The 19,535-nt window shown below is 59.0% G+C and carries 19 protein-coding genes, 1 tRNA gene and 1 other RNA gene; 15 read left to right on the forward strand and 6 right to left on the reverse strand.

The features are described 5' to 3' along the window. Positions 1-32: 32 nt before the first annotated feature. From ABRP64_RS06395 to ABRP64_RS06410, 4 genes are all read left to right on the forward strand, one after another. Positions 33-431: a DUF3052 domain-containing protein gene (locus ABRP64_RS06395; RefSeq protein WP_284782375.1), complete on the forward strand. Its 399-nt coding sequence runs from the start codon at positions 33-35 to the stop codon at positions 429-431. A 67-nt stretch (positions 432-498) separates the two neighbouring features. After that, positions 499-574: transfer RNA gene (locus tag ABRP64_RS06400), tRNA-Val, on the forward strand. A gap of 310 nt (positions 575-884) precedes the next feature. Beyond that, complete coding sequence (locus tag ABRP64_RS06405; protein ID WP_237791676.1) at positions 885-1,214, forward strand: hypothetical protein; 330 nt, start codon at positions 885-887, stop codon at positions 1,212-1,214. A gap of 95 nt (positions 1,215-1,309) precedes the next feature. Continuing rightward, positions 1,310-1,591 (forward strand): hypothetical protein, encoded by a 282-nt coding sequence (locus ABRP64_RS06410; protein WP_349835602.1) that lies wholly within the window; start codon positions 1,310-1,312, stop codon positions 1,589-1,591. An 83-nt stretch (positions 1,592-1,674) separates the two neighbouring features. Here the strand turns inward: ABRP64_RS06410 and ABRP64_RS06415 are convergent, their stop codons facing one another. Further along, positions 1,675-2,634: an SURF1 family cytochrome oxidase biogenesis protein gene (locus ABRP64_RS06415; protein WP_349865876.1), complete on the reverse strand. Its 960-nt coding sequence runs from the start codon at positions 2,632-2,634 to the stop codon at positions 1,675-1,677. Positions 2,635-2,644: 10 nt separating this feature from the next. Then, positions 2,645-3,136: a low molecular weight protein-tyrosine-phosphatase gene (locus ABRP64_RS06420; protein WP_349865878.1), complete on the reverse strand. Its 492-nt coding sequence runs from the start codon at positions 3,134-3,136 to the stop codon at positions 2,645-2,647. A 93-nt stretch (positions 3,137-3,229) separates the two neighbouring features. Between ABRP64_RS06420 and ABRP64_RS06425 the strand changes: the two genes are divergently transcribed. The 4 genes from ABRP64_RS06425 (at position 3,230) to rnpB (ending at position 6,733) form a co-directional block, all read left to right on the forward strand. Then, positions 3,230-4,372, forward strand: a complete 1,143-nt coding sequence (locus tag ABRP64_RS06425; protein ID WP_349865880.1) for a Nif3-like dinuclear metal center hexameric protein — start codon at positions 3,230-3,232, stop codon at positions 4,370-4,372. Then, positions 4,373-5,092 (forward strand): zinc ribbon domain-containing protein, encoded by a 720-nt coding sequence (locus ABRP64_RS06430; RefSeq protein WP_023017184.1) that lies wholly within the window; start codon positions 4,373-4,375, stop codon positions 5,090-5,092. Next, positions 5,089-6,264: a bifunctional RNase H/acid phosphatase gene (locus ABRP64_RS06435; RefSeq protein WP_349865901.1), complete on the forward strand. Its 1,176-nt coding sequence runs from the start codon at positions 5,089-5,091 to the stop codon at positions 6,262-6,264. Before ABRP64_RS06430 ends, ABRP64_RS06435 begins: the two co-directional genes overlap by 4 nt. A 15-nt stretch (positions 6,265-6,279) precedes the next feature. Further along, an RNA gene (rnpB, locus tag ABRP64_RS06440) (RNase P RNA component class A) lies at positions 6,280-6,733 on the forward strand. A gap of 3 nt (positions 6,734-6,736) precedes the next feature. On the opposite strand, the gene ABRP64_RS06445 is transcribed toward rnpB, so the two are convergent. Further along, on the reverse strand, positions 6,737-8,011 hold the full coding sequence (locus tag ABRP64_RS06445) for a galactokinase family protein (RefSeq protein WP_349865883.1): 1,275 nt from the start codon (positions 8,009-8,011) through the stop codon (positions 6,737-6,739). 251 nt (positions 8,012-8,262) lie between these two features. Here ABRP64_RS06445 and ABRP64_RS06450 point away from each other — a divergent pair, with 251 nt between their 5' ends. Then, entirely contained in the window at positions 8,263-8,457 is a 195-nt protein-coding gene (locus ABRP64_RS06450; protein ID WP_023023202.1) for a hypothetical protein, read from the forward strand. Between the two features lie 69 nt (positions 8,458-8,526). Here ABRP64_RS06450 and ABRP64_RS06455 read toward each other — a convergent pair whose 3' ends face one another. Both ABRP64_RS06455 and ABRP64_RS06460 read right to left on the reverse strand, forming a co-directional pair. After that, positions 8,527-10,284, reverse strand: a complete 1,758-nt coding sequence (locus ABRP64_RS06455) for a CYTH and CHAD domain-containing protein (RefSeq protein WP_284782382.1) — start codon at positions 10,282-10,284, stop codon at positions 8,527-8,529. Between the two features lie 175 nt (positions 10,285-10,459). After that, complete coding sequence (locus tag ABRP64_RS06460; protein WP_349865885.1) at positions 10,460-11,500, reverse strand: DUF2786 domain-containing protein; 1,041 nt, start codon at positions 11,498-11,500, stop codon at positions 10,460-10,462. Positions 11,501-11,695: 195 nt separating this feature from the next. On the opposite strand from ABRP64_RS06460, the gene ABRP64_RS06465 reads away from it, so the two are divergent. The 6 genes from ABRP64_RS06465 to ABRP64_RS06490 all read left to right on the forward strand — a co-directional run bounded on the left by ABRP64_RS06465 (position 11,696) and on the right by ABRP64_RS06490 (position 18,197). Beyond that, positions 11,696-13,033 (forward strand): glutamine synthetase family protein, encoded by a 1,338-nt coding sequence (locus ABRP64_RS06465; protein WP_284769463.1) that lies wholly within the window; start codon positions 11,696-11,698, stop codon positions 13,031-13,033. 7 nt (positions 13,034-13,040) lie between these two features. Then, positions 13,041-16,100 (forward strand): bifunctional [glutamine synthetase] adenylyltransferase/[glutamine synthetase]-adenylyl-L-tyrosine phosphorylase, encoded by a 3,060-nt coding sequence (locus ABRP64_RS06470; RefSeq protein WP_284782384.1) that lies wholly within the window; start codon positions 13,041-13,043, stop codon positions 16,098-16,100. Positions 16,101-16,197: 97 nt separating this feature from the next. Further along, positions 16,198-16,569, forward strand: a complete 372-nt coding sequence (locus ABRP64_RS06475; protein ID WP_349865887.1) for a Cgl2226 family protein — start codon at positions 16,198-16,200, stop codon at positions 16,567-16,569. Beyond that, the gene (locus ABRP64_RS06480; RefSeq protein ID WP_284796354.1) at positions 16,562-17,029 is read left to right on the forward strand and encodes a hypothetical protein; all 468 of its coding nucleotides are present in this window, start codon (positions 16,562-16,564) and stop codon (positions 17,027-17,029) included. Before ABRP64_RS06475 ends, ABRP64_RS06480 begins: the two co-directional genes overlap by 8 nt. A gap of 161 nt (positions 17,030-17,190) precedes the next feature. Beyond that, positions 17,191-17,388: a hypothetical protein gene (locus ABRP64_RS06485; protein ID WP_349865889.1), complete on the forward strand. Its 198-nt coding sequence runs from the start codon at positions 17,191-17,193 to the stop codon at positions 17,386-17,388. A 47-nt stretch (positions 17,389-17,435) separates the two neighbouring features. Beyond that, positions 17,436-18,197: an AAA family ATPase gene (locus ABRP64_RS06490; RefSeq protein WP_284782390.1), complete on the forward strand. Its 762-nt coding sequence runs from the start codon at positions 17,436-17,438 to the stop codon at positions 18,195-18,197. Between the two features lie 5 nt (positions 18,198-18,202). On the opposite strand, the gene ABRP64_RS06495 is transcribed toward ABRP64_RS06490, so the two are convergent. Then, a complete protein-coding gene (locus ABRP64_RS06495) occupies positions 18,203-19,510 on the reverse strand; it encodes an MFS transporter (RefSeq protein ID WP_284769468.1) in 1,308 nt (435 codons plus the stop codon). Between the last annotated feature and the right edge of the window lie 25 nt (positions 19,511-19,535).

Here is a 19,535-nt window from a genome sequence, read left to right on the forward strand (position 1 = left end):
AAGAATTCACCGAATAAGGAAGGAAATGCATAGTGGCTGACGCTGCAGTCAAGCTCGGAATCAAGGAAGGGCAAATCGCTCTAGAGCTTGGTTGGGACGAGGATTGTGACACCACAATCTCTGAATCTATCGAAGCCGTACTCGGTGAGGATTTCCTCGAAGAGGAAAATGATGAGCTGTGCGATGTAGTCCTTCTTTGGTGGCGCGAGGAAGACGGCGACCTCGTGGACGGCTTGGTGGATGCCATCCGCCCGCTCGCGGATAACGGTTCCGTATGGTTGCTGACCCCAGGCGCTGGCAAGCCTGGCACTATTGAGCCTGGTCTCATTTCTGAATCGGCACAGCTCGCCGGCTTGGTGCAGACCAAAGCTGAGCGCTTGGGCGAGTGGCAAGGTTCCTGCCTGGTACCGCGCGGTTACACCAAAAAATAGCTTTCACCAGCTGATTTGTGTAGCTTCACAATCCTGCGCTACTGTACATAACAGCGCAAGGGCGCATGCGGCTTTAGCTCAGCTGGAAGAGCAATTGGTTTACACCCAATAGGTCGGGGGTTCGATCCCCTCAGGCCGCACCAAATTAGACCCCGCTTTTCGAGAAATCGAAGAGGGGGTCTTTAATATTTTTACTACAACCATGCGGCATCCGGCCTAAATGACATTTTGTGTTGGTGGGGTGTGTGGTTTAGAGCATGTGACCTTTGTATATTCCCATAGAGTGGTTGTAGCTAGAGTCGATGCCGCTGTTGAAACATGCTGGTCGGTCGTCTCCATGGCCGTTGGTGGCTTGTGCTGCTTGGTGTGTCCACTTTCCGGGGTCAGGACCGTATGATCGCGTTTAGGAAATAATTACTGTTTCACAGGATAATAAGGCGGTGAAACGGAAACGTGGCGGAAAGTATAGCTTTTGTTACTGATGCTCGGCTGGCTAGAGTAATTAAGATTCTCGATACAGCTGGAGAGTGCCTTAACCTAAAATCTGATGATGATTCCCAGGAAACTTACAGATTTAACACTCCTAGTGGTGCTTATGTAACTGCGTTTTGGGATTTGAAACCAGATATCGACGAATATGAAACGGTTGTCGATGTTTATGAACAAACTGATACTGGAGCGGCTGCGCGACTTTTTGAAGTAGTTGCTAGCTCCATAGAACAAAGAATTGTTTTGTTTGGTCCCGATTCTGATGAAGTAGTTGCCGAGTCAAATGTCTACTAACGGAAGGTCCCTGCTCGGCTTATCTCCTTATGCAGGTTGGGAACCTACACACAAACCATTAGACACTCTCAAACTCGGGGCACTTTAATTTTGGTATGGAATGGTTGGCCATCGCGCTGGGTATTCTTTCCACTTCATTGCTCACGGCAGGCCTAGCTGCGGTGATCGGTACCGCAGGTGTGGGAATTGGCGCGGTGTTTACTATCTTCCTTGGCAACCCACTCTCGGGCCTAGCCACCGGACCATGGTTGCTCCCTGCTGGCTGGGCTACATTGGGGCAGCGGATGCCCATTGGCGCAACGGGGTACCTCGTTCGTTCCTTGTCCTATTTTGATGGTCAAGGCGCAGGACACGCGTGGTGGGTATTCGCGGCCTAGATAACAGCGGGCTTCGCATTACTCATGTGGGACCGGTCTGCCAGCACTACAAAATCGAAAGCAGGTCAGGAGGGCTAGGAAAGTTAGTAGCGCTCGCGGCGGCGCTTTTTCAGCTTGGCATAGTGATCCGGCTTGGAATCGCCGTAGCGGGAGCGGTTGCGCAGCGCGGCGGCGTGAGATGCGGTATCGGCTTCGGCAGCGGCGGTGGTAGCAGCCTCGGTTCCAGGCTCGCCGTGGGCGGAGAGGCTGGAGGCGGGGGCATCGGCAAGCGATTCTGCATCCGCATTGAGGGCCTGCATGGCGGCTTCTTCTTCGCGCAGGCGGCGGCGCTCGCGGATCTCGGACCAAATAAAGTATCCCAAACCCAGTGGGGCCATGATGCCAAAGGCAATCCACTGGTAGCCGTAGGAAAGGTGGTTGCCGCGATCGAGTTGTGGGACGGGCATGGCGTTGAGCACGCCCGGCTGATCCTCGGAGAGCTGGATGTAATCTTGGCCTAAGTCGGCACCGATAAGCGATCCCACCTGCTCGGTGTGGATGGAGTAAACCTGCTGGTAGCCCTCCTGCGTGATGGGGGCGGTTTTGTGCTCGGCCTCATTTGAGCGCACCATGCCGGTAATCGTTAACTCTTCGGAGGGGGCGGGCGGAATATCCGGCACCGCATTGCCCTCCTCGGCGCTGACCCAACCGCGGTTAATCAGCATAGTCAGGCCCGCATCGGTGCGGAAAGGCACCAAGGACTGATAGGACGGGCCGGAACCGGCGGGGCGCAGGCGAAGCAGCACCTCATCTTCGGGCAAGTAGTGCCCCTTGAGCGTGGTGCGGGACCATTCGTCACCGGAAATGGCGCCGCTATCGTCCACGACTTGGTCAATCGGCTGAGGATCGGCCTCGTAGGCGTGGGTGATGTTTTCATTGCGTTCCACAATGTCATCGTCCTTTCCCAGTTGCCACGGGGCAAGGACACTAAAGGCTAGGTAGGAAAATGCCACCACGAAAAGCAGCATGAGTACCCAGCCAGGCTTGAGGAACGTCTTTAGCATGCCCCCAAGTCTAGTCGTGGTTCTCGCGAATCCAATCCAGCAGGCCGGGTACCGCGGCTTCGATATTCTTGCGCGCGGTTTCGAAGTCTTCGTCGGTGCCGTAGTAGGGGTCGGCGACCTCGGCGCCTTCCGGGGAATTGGGATCGAAGCTGCGCATCAACCGAACCTTGGCAGGCTCGATACCCAGATCGATGAGCGAATCATAGTGCCCGGAATCCATCGCAATGAATAGGTCGGCGTCCATGTGTTCTTCGCCCAATTTGGACGCGCGGTGAGAGGCCCCATCGTGTCCGGCGCGGCGCAGTTCTGCCACTGCCCGCTCATCCGCGCCTTGCCCCACGTGCCAGCCGCCGAGCCCGCAGGAATCCACCGTGGCGAGGAGATCGAGCATGTCATCTTCCATTTCATCGCGAACGATGATTTCGGCCATGGGCGAGCGGCAAATATTGCCGGTGCACACAAAGACGAGGTAGAGACCTGAGTGAGAAGAAGATTCAGTCATGCGAAAACCCTTTGCGCAGATAGTACTGTAGTGCGGGAGACAGGATATAGCACTAGCGTAATTTACAAGAATCGAGCATAAAGGAGTATCCCCATGTCTGCTGTGCGAGTGGGCGATGTGCGCCGCGTTTTGGACCAGGCCTATCCTCCCCATTTGGCCGAAAAGTGGGATGCCGTAGGCCTTATTTGCGGCGATCCCGCAGACGAGGTGCGCACCGTCGCCTTTGCTTTGGACTGCACCCAAGAGGTTGCGGACCGCGCGGTTGAGCTCGGCGCGGATATGTTGGTAGTCCACCACCCACTGCTACTGCGCGGCGTGGAATCCGTGGCGGCCGACACGCCCAAGGGCAAGGTCGTACACACCCTGATTAAAAATGGCGTGGCGCTTTTTGCCGCCCACACCAACGCCGATAAGGCCCGGCCCGGGGTTAACGATAAGCTCGCGGAGCTCGTGGGCATTAATCCGGGGCGGCCCATCGTGCCGGAGGCCCCAGAGACCATCGATAAGTGGGGAGTGCATATTCCTACCGGCAGTGCGGAGCAGGTAAAGCAGGCGCTTTTCGATGTCGGCGCAGGTCACATCGGCGCCTATTCTCACTGCTCCTTCGATATCGCGGGCGCAGGCCAATTCCAGCCGGAGGAGGGCGCGGACCCGGTAGAAGGGGACATCGGCAAGCTGCACCGCGGCGAAGAGATAAGGGTGGAGTTTGTGGCTCCCGCCTCGCTGCGGGCCGCGCTGAGTGCGGCGCTGCACGAGGCGCACCCATATGAGGTGCCCGCCTATGACATCGTGGAAACGGCCGGAAGCGGCGACCTTGATACCGCCCTGGGCCTGGGGCGCGTGGGCGAGCTGCCCCGCGAGATGACCCTGCGGGAGTTTACGCAGCAGGTGGCCAACGCCCTGCCCGAAACCGCGTGGGGCATCCGAGCCGCGGGCGACCCGGAGCAGACCGTGCGCACCGTGGCGGTTTCGTCCGGCGCCGGGGATTCTTTCCTTGCGGCTGCGGCGAAGCTGGGCGTCGATGTCTATGTCACCTCCGATCTGCGCCACCACCCGGTGGACGAACATTTGCGCGCCGGGGGACCAGCCGTCATCGATACAGCCCACTGGGCCAGCGAATTTCCCTGGACGGCGCAAGCAAGCGATATCGTAGAAGCAGCATTAGAACTAGATACGGAAATTATTAGCCTGCGTACTGATCCGTGGACTATCTCCGCGCACCCAAAGGAGTCATAAGTGAAACTATCGCAAGAACTACAGCCGGTACTGCTGGAATTGGCCAACCTGGAACGCTCGCAAGGCATTGGCGGGGAAAAAGAGCTGCCAGAAAAGGTCGAGTATGACAAGGCGCAGCAGGAACACAAGCGCTTGCTCGATGCCTCCGGCTCCGCGCAGATGGCAGTCGATGACATGGAAAATGAAATCCTGCGCATCCAGGCCGATGAGCGCAAGCTGCGCAGGCGCGAACGCGATGACAAGGGCCAGCTCGGTGCCGAATTGGATACCGAAAAGCGCAAGGACATCGAGCACGATCTCTACGCCACCAAGTCCCGCATCGCGGATCTGATGAGTGAGCTGCAAGAAGCCCACAACGAGATCCACGCGCTGCGCTCCAACTTGGACGTCCACGGCGCGCGCGTCTCGGATTCCGAGCGCAAGCTGGACATGCTGCGCCGCGCCGCCGACGCCGCGCAGGAGGCCGCGGATAACCAGCCCGACCCCGCCGTGCGCATTGCGGATTTGCGCGAACAGCTGCCCTCCGATGTCCTCGAGGAATACGACGCGCAGCGGCAAGAAAACGGCGTTGGCGCCGCGCAGTTTAAGGCCAACCGGGCCTGCGGTGGCTGCTTCATCGTCTTGCCGCCCGCCGATAAAAACGCCGTGCGCAATGCGCCTGCCGATGAGCTGCCACAGTGCAGCGACTGCGGTTCCTACCTGGTGCGCCTGGCATCATGAAGGTCATCATCTACGCCGATGGCGGCTCGCGCGGCAATCCTGGAGTAGCCGGTTCAGGCACCGTCGTTTATGCCGCGGATGGCGCAACCACCCTGCGTGAAATCGTCTATGTGGTAGGTGCCAAGGCCACCAATAACGTGGCCGAATACCACGGCTTATTGCGCGGGCTCGAGGCAGCCTCCGAGCTAGGTGCCAGCGAGGTGGAGTTCTATATGGATTCCAAGCTCGTCGTGGAACAGATCAACGGGCGCTGGAAAATCAAGCACCCCGATATGCAAAAGCTGGCCCTTAAGGCCCGCACGCATATCGACGGGTTTTCTTCCTTCAGCATGAACTGGGTCCCGCGCGCAAAAAACAAGGTGGCGGATGCGCTATCCAATGATGCGATGGACGCGGCCGCGGCGGGGCATAAGGTGGGCATTGTCAAGAGCGATGCCGATGAGCCTGCCGCCGAGCCTTCGTCCGCAGCCGCGCCGGGTGACTCAACGCCTGCCGAGGGCGAGAAAGAGTGGGATACCTCCGCGCCGCACCCTTCCGACTGGCTAGGCGAGCGCGGCGATAAGACCCGTTTCATTCTGCTGCGCCATGGGCAAACCGAAATGTCTGCCGCCAAGCAATACTCAGGGCGCGCCAATCCGGAGCTTACTGAACTGGGTAAAAAGCAGGCGCTCGCCGCCGCACAGACCCTTGCCGGTACCACCATCGACGCCATCGTGTGCTCGCCGCTGAAGCGCTGCCAGGAAACGGCGGCCGCCGTCGCGCATGGCCGCGATATCGACGTGGTGACCGAAGAGGGCCTGAGCGAGGTGGACTTTGGCGAGTGGGAAGGAAAAACCGCAGCCGAAGCGCACCAGCGCGACCCGGAGATACACGAGCAATGGCTGCACGATGCCGCCACACCGTGCCCCGGCGGGGAATCGCTGCAGGCTGTTAACCGTCGCGTGCGCGCAGCCCGCAAGGAATTGCAGCGGCGCTATAGCGGCAAGACGGTGCTGATTGTCAGCCACGTCAACCCCATAAAATCCTTCCTCTGCCAAGCCTTGAACGCGGGCCCGGCCACCTTCCAACACCTGTTTTTGGATCTGGCTGCGCTATCAGATGTCGAGTTCTGGGACGGTGGCTCTATGGTGCATGGATTCAACGATGTGGGACACCTGGAGGGGCTGCGCTAGACTAAGGAGCGCGAATGAGCCGGCCGGGCGATCGCGTCGCCGCAAACGGGCAGCGTTGGTGCTGCTACGTGGGCGCCGAGGAAAGTCCGGACTCCACAGAGCACGGTGGTTGCTAACGGCAACCCGGGGTGACCCGCGGGCAAGTGCAACAGAAAGTAGACCGCCTTGTGGCTCCACTTGCGCTTCCACCCAAGTTGGGACCACAAGGTAAGGGTGAAACGGTGCGTTAAGAGCGCACCAGCACCGTCAGCGATGGCGGTGGCTGGGTAAACCCCGCCGGGAGCAAGGCATCACGGCCCTGCCACGTCGCAGGGCCCGATCAGGCGTTTTAAGGCTGCTCGCCCGAGCCTGAAGGTAGCTGCTGGAACCAACTGGCAACGGTTGGTCTAGATGGATGTTCGCCGCGCGGCGTTCCGCTTGTTGGGGCGCCGTGGTTAGACAGAATCCGGCTTATAGGCCGGCTCATTCGCCCTTAACCTTCTACCTTGGCTGGCTCGCCAGCGGCCAGTTTGACCACCAGGAACCCATCGTCTGCTAGGTCTGCCGCGAAGTTTTCTGCGCGGTTGCTGGGGACATAAGCAATGACGGCGCTAGATAGTCCCGCGTGCGCCGAGCGCGCGGCCACCGCGCCGCGGACCGTGACGAGCTCCGCGAGCTTTTCTGCGGAATCGAAGCCATAAATATTGGTCAGCGAGGCCTGTGATTGCAAGACAATGGGGAAAAGCTCGTTGCGGCGGTGTGAGCGCAGGTAGCGCACAAAGTGCTCCACACGGGTGGTTTCTTCCTCATAAAATGCCATCCACGCGGTAGCCGCATTGATGCTGGGGCGACCGTCCTCGCCGTAGACCTTGTGTACGGCTTTGAGCCACTCCACCACTCGCTGCTGTGCATCAGGCAATAAACGCAGCGACTCCGTGCCGAAGGAATGGCAAGCATCATCAATAAACTGCTGGCGTTGGCGGATGTCACTAATTGCCTGTTCCTGTTCGTGCGCAACGTCCCCGGGCACCGCCACGGCAAAGGCCACCACGTCCTGGCCCACCACCTGTGGCGCATGGGTGACCGAACCATCGGCATAGTCGATGATGCACACGCCGTCACCACTGCTGCGCAGCGCGGCCGTGTGGCGCGCGCGAAGGGCAGGCTTATGAGCAAAGGTGGTCACCCCTTGGGTGCAGACATCCGCAACGCGCACGCGCAACGGCGCGTCGAGGTTATCGGTTGGGCCCATTAAGGCAAGCGCAACGGCAACATCCGCCGCCGATGCGGCGCCTAAGCCGATATCGGCAGGGATATCGCTGACGATGGTGATATCCGCCCCAGCCGTTTCCCGGGATAGTAACTGGCGGTTGACCATGGTGTGCACGATGCCGCCGATGCGCGAGGCAAGCCCTCCTTCTGGTGCGGGCGGGATGACCGGTTGGCCCTCAGAGTCCGTCGTGGGTTGTTGGGCCGCAGCGAGCGCAGCCACCTCCTGCAGGCTAATGGAATCGTGCGTAGGCTCCCCGCTAGCCGGTATGTAGTGGACCGAAACGATGCCATCCGTGCGCGAACTGACGGCCGCTGCTGCGCGGAGATCCGACAAGCTTGCGGCGACGATGCCCCCATAGTGATCGATATGCTCGCCAATAAGTGGCCAGGTCGCGGGCGCGCTGGCGACATGGGTGGGCTCCGTTCCCACGATAGAGGCGTGTTGTTGTGCAACGCGCTCAGCAATAGGGGACTTAGGCGTCGACCACAGTGGCATGAAGGCAAAAGCTCCTTTTCCAATTCGGCGGATAAAAATCACGCGGCTACGTGGCGCGGGCTAGCGCCATGGACAAAGTAGCCGATAAAGCGGCTCCCTCGCTCCGCGTGAGAGAGCAGGGGAGGCATCAAAAGAAATACTGCCCTCATATTCTAGCGGGCGTGTGTTTTCGTGCATGGGTAGTGTGGGCACCAACCACAAACAGGCGGCGCACACGTGCTGCCCAGAGTATATAGACGAAAGGGACTACCGTGGCGACCACAGCAGATGAGAAATGGTATTACGACCCCTCCACCAAAGAAGTCAGCAAAGGAAAAGTATCCGGCTGGGAAAACCGCATGGGCCCCTACGACACCCGCGAAGAGGCCGAGCACGCCATAGAAATCGCGCGCGCTCGCACCAAGGCAGCCGATGCCGCAGATAAAGAAGATGATGGCTGGGACTAGTTTAATTCCCAACCATCACCTGACAGCGATTAATGCAGCCTAACGCGCCACAACTGGTGCCACGGCCCGCTACTTCTTCAGCTTTTTGCGCAGCGGCTTAAACGCGGCCTTGATGTCCTTGAAAGACTCGTTGTAATCATCCAAAGCAGAAAGGCCGATGGCGCGTTCGCGCTGGTACAGCAGGCCGTAACCAAAGGTATCTTCCCCGCGGCGGTGCGCGTTCTGGGATAGCTCGAGCAATTTATCCCGCGAGGTAACCGAGTCTTGGAAATCCCCCAAGACCGATTGCATCTTTTTGCAGGCCTTGTACAGACGCTTGGTCTTTAACTTCGTTGCGGAACCGGCTGCCTCTGCTGCGTAACGCAGTTTCTTGGCCGCCTTGCGCATATCGTGGAAATAATCCTCGCGCTCGTGCAGCGAAAGCTCCGCGTTATCCCAGTTGTCTACTGCCTTCTTATGGCGCTTGACCAACTTTTTGTAGGCCTTTTCCAAGTGGCGTGCCATCACGGCATCGACGTCCTCGGCCTCCGCATCGCCGGTGTTGGACGACTTTTCCGTCTTCTTTTCAGCGGCCGATTCTTCCTCTGCGGGGTGCGTTTCCGCGGATTCTTCGGCTGAATTATCGGTTGCATCTCCGGGCGCTTTCTCAGTCGCGTCCACGGCAGCGGAATCGTCATCACCGTCGGCATCTTCTGCGGATTGAGAACCGGCAGTAGGGGGATCTGCCAATAGGCGGTCGAGGGACTCGAGCAATTCGAGGTATTCCTCAGAATTTAGTGCGGCGATAACCCTGCGGTGCGCCCGCCGGTAGGCCGTTCCCATATCGCGGGAGATGTGTTCGCGGGTGGCGGCATCCAAGGTATCGGAGTCCTCGGACTCCAAGAGCTCTTGCCAGCGCTCTTCCACGACCTCTGCATCGCGGGCTACGCCCAAAATGCCGGCGAGTTCTTTGAGGTCGGCTTCGATCTTCTCAATCTGTGGGCCGACGACAATGCCGTGAAAAGTCTGCAGGTGGCTGCGCAGCTCGCGGGTGGCCACGCGCATCTGGTGCACCGAGTCCCACTCATCGCGGCGAACGCGCGGATCGTAATCAATGAGCTTGTCCCGGTTGGCTTGCAGCGCTGTAATAACTGCGGCTGCCGGGGAATCCTCGTCAACATCCGGGGTTACGAGTGCTGGCGGTAGGGGAGCATTGTTGTAGGAATCTCCCAGGGCTGACTTCAACTTAGACGGGGAGGAGGAAACGCGAGCCCCAGCGCCGATGAGAAGGGAAGTGGCGCGGCGAATGAAGTGGCTTCCCGCTTCGGTGCCTGGAAGCTCACCGGCAAGCTCCACTTCCCATTCGCGCCAGGATTGCTGCTGCCCGCCGGGCAGGAAGGAAAAGGCGGTGACGTGGTCATCGCAAAATTCCGCGACAGGATTATTGTGCTCATCCGCAAGCAGCATCTCGGTGCGGTTATTATCCACCTGCGCGATGGGGTTTAACTCGTTGTGGCGAACGATGGAACGCACCTGCCGTACCAGCTCTTGGGGTACCTCGTACTTGCCGTCTACCGGTTCTCCCAGCTCGGCATGGATCTCGGTCCGGCCACCCTCGCTGGGGATCTTGATGTGCCAGCCATCGTCATTGCCGCCGGTGCGGCGGCGCAAGGTGATTTTGGCGTGCGTTAGGCGCAAATCTTCTGTGTCGTAATAGATGGCGGATAGAGCGTGGTGGCGCGTTTCTGCAATATGGTCAACGGATTCGAGTCGAGTGAGTTCAGGCAGTTGAGTCGATTCTGCTACGGCGAATTTCGCTTCTACTTCCAGGAAAGTCTGTGTTGACATTCACATACCCTTAAGCTTTTACAACAATTAATTTCACCTGTGATCCTACCCGTGACGCGCAGCGACCGCCTGAAAAATTTCGCAGCGTTTGCTGTGCGCACAGGTAGAAATGCGCAGCCGGCACCATGGGCTGAAAGCGGGTAGAAGAAGCCGCGGGGTGAGGGGGCCGCCGGTATTAAGAATCGATGCCCGCGGCAGGCCCGCCCAAGTGAGACTTTTCCGCGGCCGTGATGCCATCAGTGATGCCGTGCAAGCTATTCATGGATAGCGAGGAGGTAGTCAGGTTGGGAAATAAGCGGTTTCGGGTTTCCGCGGCATGATCGGTGCGCGCTTGGAGCGCAGGCAGCGTCTGAGTGGCGATGAGCTCTGCGTGGTGACTGCAATAGGGAGATTCATCGAGTTTTTCTTCGATGCCGTCTTCATTGGCCAGCTGCAGCAGTTCCCCAATACGGGCGGCATAGGAAAGGCGGAAGCTGCGGCGATAGGCCGCGGTGGTCTGTGTCGCCCTTGCAAACTCGGCCCCTTCACTATTGCGCATGTACCAATCGCATTGGCGGTTCAGGGAGGAGAAAAGGTCGGCGCAGTGCGCGGCGTCTTCGGGCGCGCCGATGATGCAGGCAAGGCCCTTTTCGTGGATGAGGAGGGTGGTGCACCCATTGGCATTGGCGATGGTGCCCAACAAGGTGACCTGGTGTTTGATATATGGCGGGTGAACATGCACGCGGTGGGAAATGAGACGCGGTTGGTCAACGGTTAAGAGATCTTCGATGCGGTATTTCTGCTGCAGCGACTGTGCCTTGGAAATGAGTACCTCTGCCTCTTCTGCAAAGGAAGTGGATTCTGCCTTGCGCAATAGCCCCAAGACCTTGTGGCGGATTTTGTCCTGCTTATCGCTAGAGTCACCAGCCTGGCTCAACTCGCCGCCTGCTAAAAGTTCGGTATCGCGCAAACGTGGCAGGTGCACCAGCTCTTTCATGATGGCGCGCATTTTATCGCGGGGAATGAAGTTTTCTTGCGGGGTTTCTAATTGCAACCACGCTTTGCGCAGCACGGGTGAGGTGATGCGGGCAGGTACGTGCGGGCTAGCGCGGTAGATGAGGGGATAAGAATAAGAACCAAGGATGTGGCGTAAATCGTCAGGGGACCACCCGTATTGGGCGGCGGTCACTACGGCATCGATAACGCTGGCAGAAAGTTCATCAACGTGGGAGGTCATACTTGTTTCTTCCTTTAGAAAGCTTGTACAGGTGTTCGCTTGCCCCACTAGCAAATCACGTGCGCGAAGCCGTACCTGCTGCATTAACCCCCGCTAGCTACCCCCTGAATACTCTGGCGACCTGCGAATCTGACCATGTGGAAATTGACTAATGAACTGCACACTGCCTAGCGGTGAGCCGGTAAGGTTTAGGGCATGAATAGCCAACACGAATTCGTCTTACGCACCGTTGAGGAACGCGATATCCGCTTTATCCGCTTGTGGTTTACGGATATCATGGGCGCCCTCAAATCCGTAGTGATGAGCCCCTCCGAACTCGAATCCGCCTTTGAGGAGGGGATTGGCTTTGATGGCTCTTCGGTAGAAGGGTTTTCCCGCATCTCTGAATCGGACACCATTGCGCTGCCGGATCCCTCCACCTTCCAAATTTTGCCCTTTGATGACAACGAGCCGGACCTGCAAACGGCGCGCATGTTCTGCGATATTGCGCAGCCGGATGGCCAGCCTTCCGTGGTGGATCCGCGCCATATCCTGCGCCGCCAGGTTACCGAGGCGGCCAATGATGGATTTACCTGTATGGCTTCGCCAGAAATTGAGTTCTATTTGCTGGAACACAGCAAGGAACTGACAGACCTGGTCCCCACCGATAATGGCGGGTATTTCGACCAAGCGACGCACGATACCGCGCCGCTATTTCGCCGCCGCGCCATGCTGGCGCTGGAATCGCTCGGCATCGCCACCGAATTTAGCCACCACGAAACCGCGCCGGGCCAGCAGGAAATCGATCTCCGCCACGCCGATGTGCTGACCATGGCGGATAATATTATGACCTTCCGGCGCGTTATTAAGCAGGTAGCCACGGATTCAAATGTGCGCGCTACGTTCATGCCCAAGCCTTTTGAGGATCTCCCGGGCTCCGGAATGCATACGCACTTTAGCCTTTTTGAAGGCCAGTCCAATGCCTTCCACGATCCGGATGATGAATTTTCGCTCTCACACACCGCCAAGCAGTTCATCGCCGGAATTTTGGAGCACTCCACGGAGATGAGCCCCATTATCAATCAGTGGCCCAACTCCTATAAGAGGCTGATGTTTGGCAATGAAGCGCCGGGTTCGGCTACGTGGGGCGTGCAGAACCGTTCTGCCCTGGTGCGCGTGCCGACGTACCGCCTGACCAAGGAGGAATCGCGCCGGGTGGAAATCCGGTCCATCGATGCCTCTATGAACCCATACTTGGGCTATGCGGTGATCCTCGCCGCTGGGCTGCGAGGCATCCGGGAAGGCTACGAATTAGACGAGCCTGCGGAAGACGATGTCCACCAGCTCACCCACCGGGAACGCCGCGCCATGGGGTATAAGGATCTTCCCTCCAGCATGGATCAGGCTCTGCGCGAGTTTGAAAAGTCCGAATTTATGGCGGAGGTCTTGGGCGAGCACGTCTTCGAGTTCTTTTTGCGCGCCAAATGGGAAGAATGGCGCGATTACCAGCGCCAAATTACGACAGTCGAGCTGCGCAACAACCTGAACTTCTAGGAGAATAATGCGTCCTGCCACGGTGCCGTCGCCGGCGTCGCTGGGCCTTAGCCGGTCCCATGCCGCACAAGACTTAGAACAACTGGGATGGAATAACCCGGAGTCCGTTGACATCTTATGGACGCTGGCTGCGGTCGGTGATCCAGATTTAGCGCTTAATAACCTCGTGCGCATTTACGAGCAGGCCCCGGAGCTCGATGCGGAAATCCGCAGCAATGAGCAAGTGAGGGTGCGCCTTCTTGCGCTCTTGGGTGCGTCGACGGCGTTTGGGGATCACCTCGCTGCCCACCCGGAGCTGTGGGAAGAGCTGAAAAAGCCCCTGCCGGAGCCAGAAGAGATGCTCACCAGCCTGCTTGAAACGGTCGGCGCGCAGCCGGCAACGTTTGCGGCAGAGCTCGATGCTCCCGATCCCGCGAGGGAGGATCTCAGCGCGCCGGGTACATACCGCGCGAGCGAAGGTGAGCATAAAAAGGAGATGCGGACCCAGTACCGCACGCTGATGATGCGGCTTGCCGCGCACGATGTGGCGGGTACCTTCCACTCCCGCAAGGGGCAATCCCGCCCGCAGCCGGAGGTAAGCTTCCGACAGGTCACCACGCTGACGACTGCGCTTGCCGATGCCGCCCTTACCGCCTCCCTTGCCGTTGCGGTACGCAAGATCTACGGCGATGATCCGCTCGATGCGCAGCTTGCCGTCATGGCGATGGGCAAGTGCGGTGCCGGCGAACTCAATTACATTTCCGATGTGGACGTCATCTTCGTCGGCAGCGAGGCAACGCCCAAGGCCACCAGGCTAGCCGCGGAGTTTAACCGGATTGGCTCGACGACATTTTTTGATGTCGATGCGAACCTGCGGCCGGAGGGTAAGTCTGGGGCGTTGGTGCGCACGCTGGATTCGCACGTGACCTACTACCGCCGGTGGGCAGAGACCTGGGAATTCCAGGCGCTGCTCAAGGCGCGGGCGATGACCGGCTACCTGCCGTTGGGGGAGGATTACCTGGAGCAAATCCGGCCGATGGTCTGGACGGCTTCGCAGCGCGATTCCTTCGTGGAAGACGTCCAAGCCATGCGCCGACGCGTATTAGATAATGTGCCGGATGAGCTCAAACATCGCGAGCTCAAGTTGGGCGTCGGCGGGCTGCGCGATATTGAATTCGCGGTGCAATTGCTGCAATTGGTGCACGGTCGCTCCGATGAATCCCTGCGTGCGCTTTCGACAGTGGATGCCCTCGACGCGCTTATCTCCGCAGGTTACGTGGGCCGCGAAGATGGCACGCAGCTCATTGAGGCCTATGAATTCTTGCGCCTTTTAGAACACCGCCTGCAATTGGAGCGCTTCCGCCGCACGCACACGCTGCCGGCAGACGATGATGAAGCGGGCCTGAACTGGCTCGCGGTGATTTCGGGGTTCTCCCCGCAGGGCACAAAGTCTGCGGTGCAGGGCATGTTGGCGCATTTGCGCCGCATCAGGATGCGCATTTCTGAGTTGCACTCGCGCCTGTTTTATCGCCCGCTGCTTAATTCCGTGGTGACCATGTCCGCCGATGAGCTGAAACTTTCGCCCGAGGCGGCAAAGCTGCAGCTGGCGGCATTGGGCTATAGCTCACCGGTGCGCGCCTTCGAGCACCTGACCTCCCTGGCATCCGGTACGTCCCGCAAGGCACGCATTCAAGCAATTTTGCTGCCGACCTTGATGGAGTGGCTAGCAGACACCGCGGATCCGGATATGGGGTTGCTCAATTACCGCAAGCTATCTGAGGCCGCCCGCGATAAGTCGTGGTTCCTGCGCATCCTGCGGGATGAGGGGATCGTCGGCCAGCGCTTGATGCATATTCTAGGAACCTCGCCGTTTACCGCGGACCTTATTATCAGTGCCCCGGATTCGGTAAAACAGCTTTCCGATGGCGCGACCGGCCCCAAGTTGCTCGAAACTAAGCCGGAGCAGGTGTCCAAGGCGCTGGTTAATTCCAGCAAGCGCCATGCGCACCCGGATAAGGCGGTGGCGGTCGCGCGCTCGCTACGCAGGGTGGAGCTGGCGCGCATTGCCAGTGGCGATCTCCTAGGAATCATCCCTGTTGAGCAGGTGTGCCAAGAACTGTCGACCATCTGGAACGCGGTCTTGGAAGCCGCCCTGCGCGCTGAGGTGCGGGCTTGGCGGATGGACCACGAGGATGCGGAACCGCCGGCGCGCATTGCGGTTATTGGTATGGGTCGGCTCGGTGGCCGTGAGCTTGGGTTCGGCTCCGATGCAGATGTTCTTTTTGTGGCAGAGCCTGAGGCTGCAGACGATGAAGGCGAGGCTATGCGGTGGGCCATTGGGGTCGTCGATAAGCTGCGCCGTCGACTTGCCAAGCCCTCTGGGGATCCGCCTTTGGACGTTGACTTGGGCCTGCGCCCAGAGGGGCGTTCGGGTGCTGTGGTGCGCAGCATTGCCTCCTACAAGCGCTATTACCGCGAGTGGGGCGAGGCCTGGGAAATGCAGGCGCTGCTGCGCGCGGCCTTCATCGCCGGAGACGAGGAAGTGGGCCAGCGCTTTATGGAGATGATCGATGAATACCGTTACCCGGATAGCGGTGCAAGCCAGTCCACCATTCGCGCCATCCGGCGCATGAAGGCTCGGGTGGATAATGAGCGCCTGCCGCGTGGGGCCGACCGCACCACCCACACGAAGCTGGGGCGCGGGGCCCTGACCGATATTGAGTGGACGGTGCAGCTGCTGATTATGATGCACGGGCACGAATATCCCGAGCTGCGGCAACCAGGAACCTTACCGGTGCTGGAGGCGCTGGAAGAAAGCGGTATCTTAAGCGCCGATCAAACTAGTGACCTGCGGGATGCGTGGTTGATGGCAACGGATGCCCGCAACGCGTTGGTGCTGGTGCGCGGCAAGCGTGTGGATCAATTGCCTGGGCCGGGCCAGCAATTGGCTCAAGTAGCCGGCGCGGCCGGCTGGACGCCGGAGGATAACCAGGATTTCCTAGATACCTACCTGAAACTGACCCGGCACGCACGCAAGGTGGTCGATGAAGTCTTTTGGGGAGAGGAGGAATCCTTCGAGCATTCTTAAAGTTGCCGCATAACTTGGTCTATACAGCGCTAATTCCCTTAACTTTTGAAGTATCGCGCCCTAGAGTAGGAATAAGTTAGAGAAAGGATCTTTGGTTATGTCATTTCAGCTGCAGCTCGATGTGGACTCCGCCACGGTTGGAGAATTGGCCGCATTGCTTTCTGCCGCTCGCGCGGCAGGAGTCCGTGATGATGACGCCCTAGAATTAGATGGCACCACCTTGACCATTGAGGTCTCGGCCCCACAAACAGGCGCATCCCGCGGCGGGCAGAGTCTCGACGCGCCGCATCACCAAGACGACCTTGGCCGCGAGGGCGGTGCGGACTCCCGCTCGCGCGGGCGCGGCGACCGCATTGGGGAGGCCACGATCCGCTCGCTCATTGATATTTTGAATGAACGCGGCAATGGTAATTCCTCGCGCGGCAATGGTTATGGCTTCTTCGGAGGAAACTCGGATTACCATGGCTAAATCTTCGGGAGCCCACCGCAGGAAGCTTATCTACCTCTGGGGCTGTATCGCCGTGGCGGCGATTATCGCCGTCGTCGTTGGCACGTGGGCAACCAGTCGCCATCACCCGCCTAAAGGGACGATGACCGTGGGAGATGCCGTAGCCGGGGGAGTGGTGCAAGAAGAAGCGCCCGCCCAGGTGAATGGTGCGGTAGGAAGCGATGCGTCTTCAGAGGCCAATCGCGTGATGTCGCTGGCAAAGGCGTTGGGGATTCCCCTGGAATCGGTGCCGCGCGATATTACCCAGAATAAATCCGGAAAGTCAGATGTCCGGCAGTATCTAGAGCGCGAGTTAAAGAGCGCCGTGGCCTCTGGCGAGCTGGATGAAGAAGATGAAAAGGCCATCATCGGCGCCTTTGAAAAAGGCATTGTCATCCCAGCCAGCGATGGCATCGTAGCCGAAAGCGCCCCAGCGAATTAGGCCAGTGCCATGGGCACTGGAATGCCTGCGAATGGTCCCTAAGAAGTTTCAGGAAACCGGCAGACTGACGGCATGGCCTTAACAGCTCGTCTCCCTAGAGTTATCCCATAACGAAACGGTAACGAATAAAGGTGTGCGTTACCGAGGGACTGGAGGAGACGATGACAATCAACAATAAGTTATCTACAACCGCGGCGGTGGCCGCAGCCATAGTCTTTCCTATTAGCGGGGGATTAGGTATTGCCTTTGCGGTAAATGCGGTTCCAGCAGAGACCATTGCCCAAGCAGCAACCGGGGATCCGTTAATCCTGCACCTCAAGTCCGCATTCGAGCTAGCAACCGCAATAGCGCGGCGATAACGTGAAGACCCCGTCCAAGCACCGCCGCTGCTGCTAAAGTACCAAGCATGTTGGTTGATGCCGTCCGCCTGAAATCCATGCCGCGGGATTATCGCCGCAGCCTGCCAGTCTTCGATTACCTGGCAGATTTAAGGCGTTTTTCCTTTACCCGCCCGGTGACGATTTTCGTCGGTGATAACGGTATAGGAAAATCCAGCCTATTGGCCGCCATGGCAACAGATCTTGGGTGCTCTCCCAAGGGTGGCCGAATGGGGGATCCGGAAGCAATCGTGCCGTTAAGCCCGGTGGCCTGCGAGCGCACGGGGCTTATTCAGCGGGCATACTTCCTGCGCGCAGAAACCCACGAATACCTCCTGACGCGCGAGCAATCCCCGGAGGAATCCGGCGGGCGTTCCACCCTGCCTACCCAGGTGGATGTGCAGGCCCGCTCGCACGGCGAATCCGTCTTCGATGTGCTCTATGAGCGCGTCGATGGCGCGGGAGTATATATCTTGGACGAGCCAGAATCGGGCTTATCCGTAGTCCGGCAATTGGCGCTGATCGCTGAAATCGCCCAAGCCGTTGACCGCGGCGCGCAGGTATTTATCGCTACGCATTCACCGATATTACTGGGCTGCCCCAATGCCGATATCGTGGAATTAAATGATACCGGCTTCCAGCGCATTTCCTTTGATGAGGCCGAAGCTGTGGCTGCCACCAGGGAGTTCCTCGCGTATCCAGAAGGAACTATCAAATTTATCTTGGACCCAGAGGCAGAGGAGACTGGCGCGACGGAGATAGCAACAGATGAGGCCGAAAGGCCTCAATAAAGCCGCTAGGTAACTTCCACGATCCGCACCGAAGGCCCCGCATAGCCACCGCGCCGGCGCAGGATGTGGGTGATGACGACGCCGGCCATGCCGCACAGCCATACGGCTAGAACGGCGAGGGCTGCGGAAGTGAAATCGGGCATGGAGTACTTGGGGGCATCGGCAGAGTGATCCAAGACCATGCCGAATAATTGCGCACCCAACATGCCGGAGGTAAACCCGCCCATATTGCCTAAGCCGGTTGCGGTAGCGACGACAGAGCGGTCCATGTTCTCGCGGATGATGTCGAAGCCATAATTCGCCGTCGGCGTGCACAGCGCCAAGATAAAGGAGACCGCAGTGATGGCTGCCAAACCCCCGCCGGTGCCGAAGGCGAAGAATAGTACCCAGGTCAGCACGTGCAGGCTGACGAACCCGAGCGCGACCCACGGGCGGATATTCTGCGCACGGGAGGAAATCCGGCCGTGCAAGGGTCCGACCAGAACCAAAAATACCGCCAAGAGGGTCAGCACGAGGCTGGCCTTGCCCTTGGATAGTTCCATGCCTTGGGTCATCATGGGCATGCCCCACAGCATGACAAAGACAATCAGCGGCAACATCCCGCTGTAGTGAATAAAGTATGCCTGCCAGGCGATGGGCGAGGTAAAGACCGCCTTCAAGCGCGCGCCGATGCTGCTGCCCTGGGAATTGGGTGGTTCCTTCTCCAGCGGAATAACCCCGAGCTTCTCTGGGGAGTCAGCGACCGCGACGGCGGCGGCAATGGCGACGAGGATGCCTACTGCACCCAAGGTTACGAATGCTGCCGTCCATCCCGCCGTTCCGAGCAACCAGAGGAAGGGGACGGCGGAAATGAATTGGCCCATCTGGCCAATCGAGGAGGTCACCTGGGTAAACATCGGCGTGCGGTGTAGAGGGAACCAGTAGGGTAGGATGCGCATTACCGACAGGAAGCCCGTGGCATCGCCGGCGCCGATGAGCACGCGCGCGAAGATGGCTACCCCGTAATTGCTGGTAAAGCCGAGCATGACCTGGCCTACGCCCATAATGACCGCGCCCACCACGAGCAGGATGCGGGGGCCAAATTTATCGATCAGCATGCCGGTGGGGATTTGCGCGATGGCATAGACACCCAATTGCACGGAGGTAAATACCGCGATGCGCCCAGCATCGACGTCGAAGCGCTCGATAGCATCGAGTCCGGCTACGCCGAAGGAAGACCGCCCGGTAATGGCTACGAGGTAGACCGCCATGGCCGCCACCCAAATCATTAACGCCTGGGTTGTGATAACTTCTCTTGGATTTGGCTGCGACATGGCTGATACCTTACACGTTAACTAC

The sequence above is a fragment of the Corynebacterium sp. KPL4015 genome (assembly GCF_040225725.1).
GTDB classification, from domain to species: Bacteria; Actinomycetota; Actinomycetes; order Mycobacteriales; family Mycobacteriaceae; genus Corynebacterium; species Corynebacterium rhinophilum.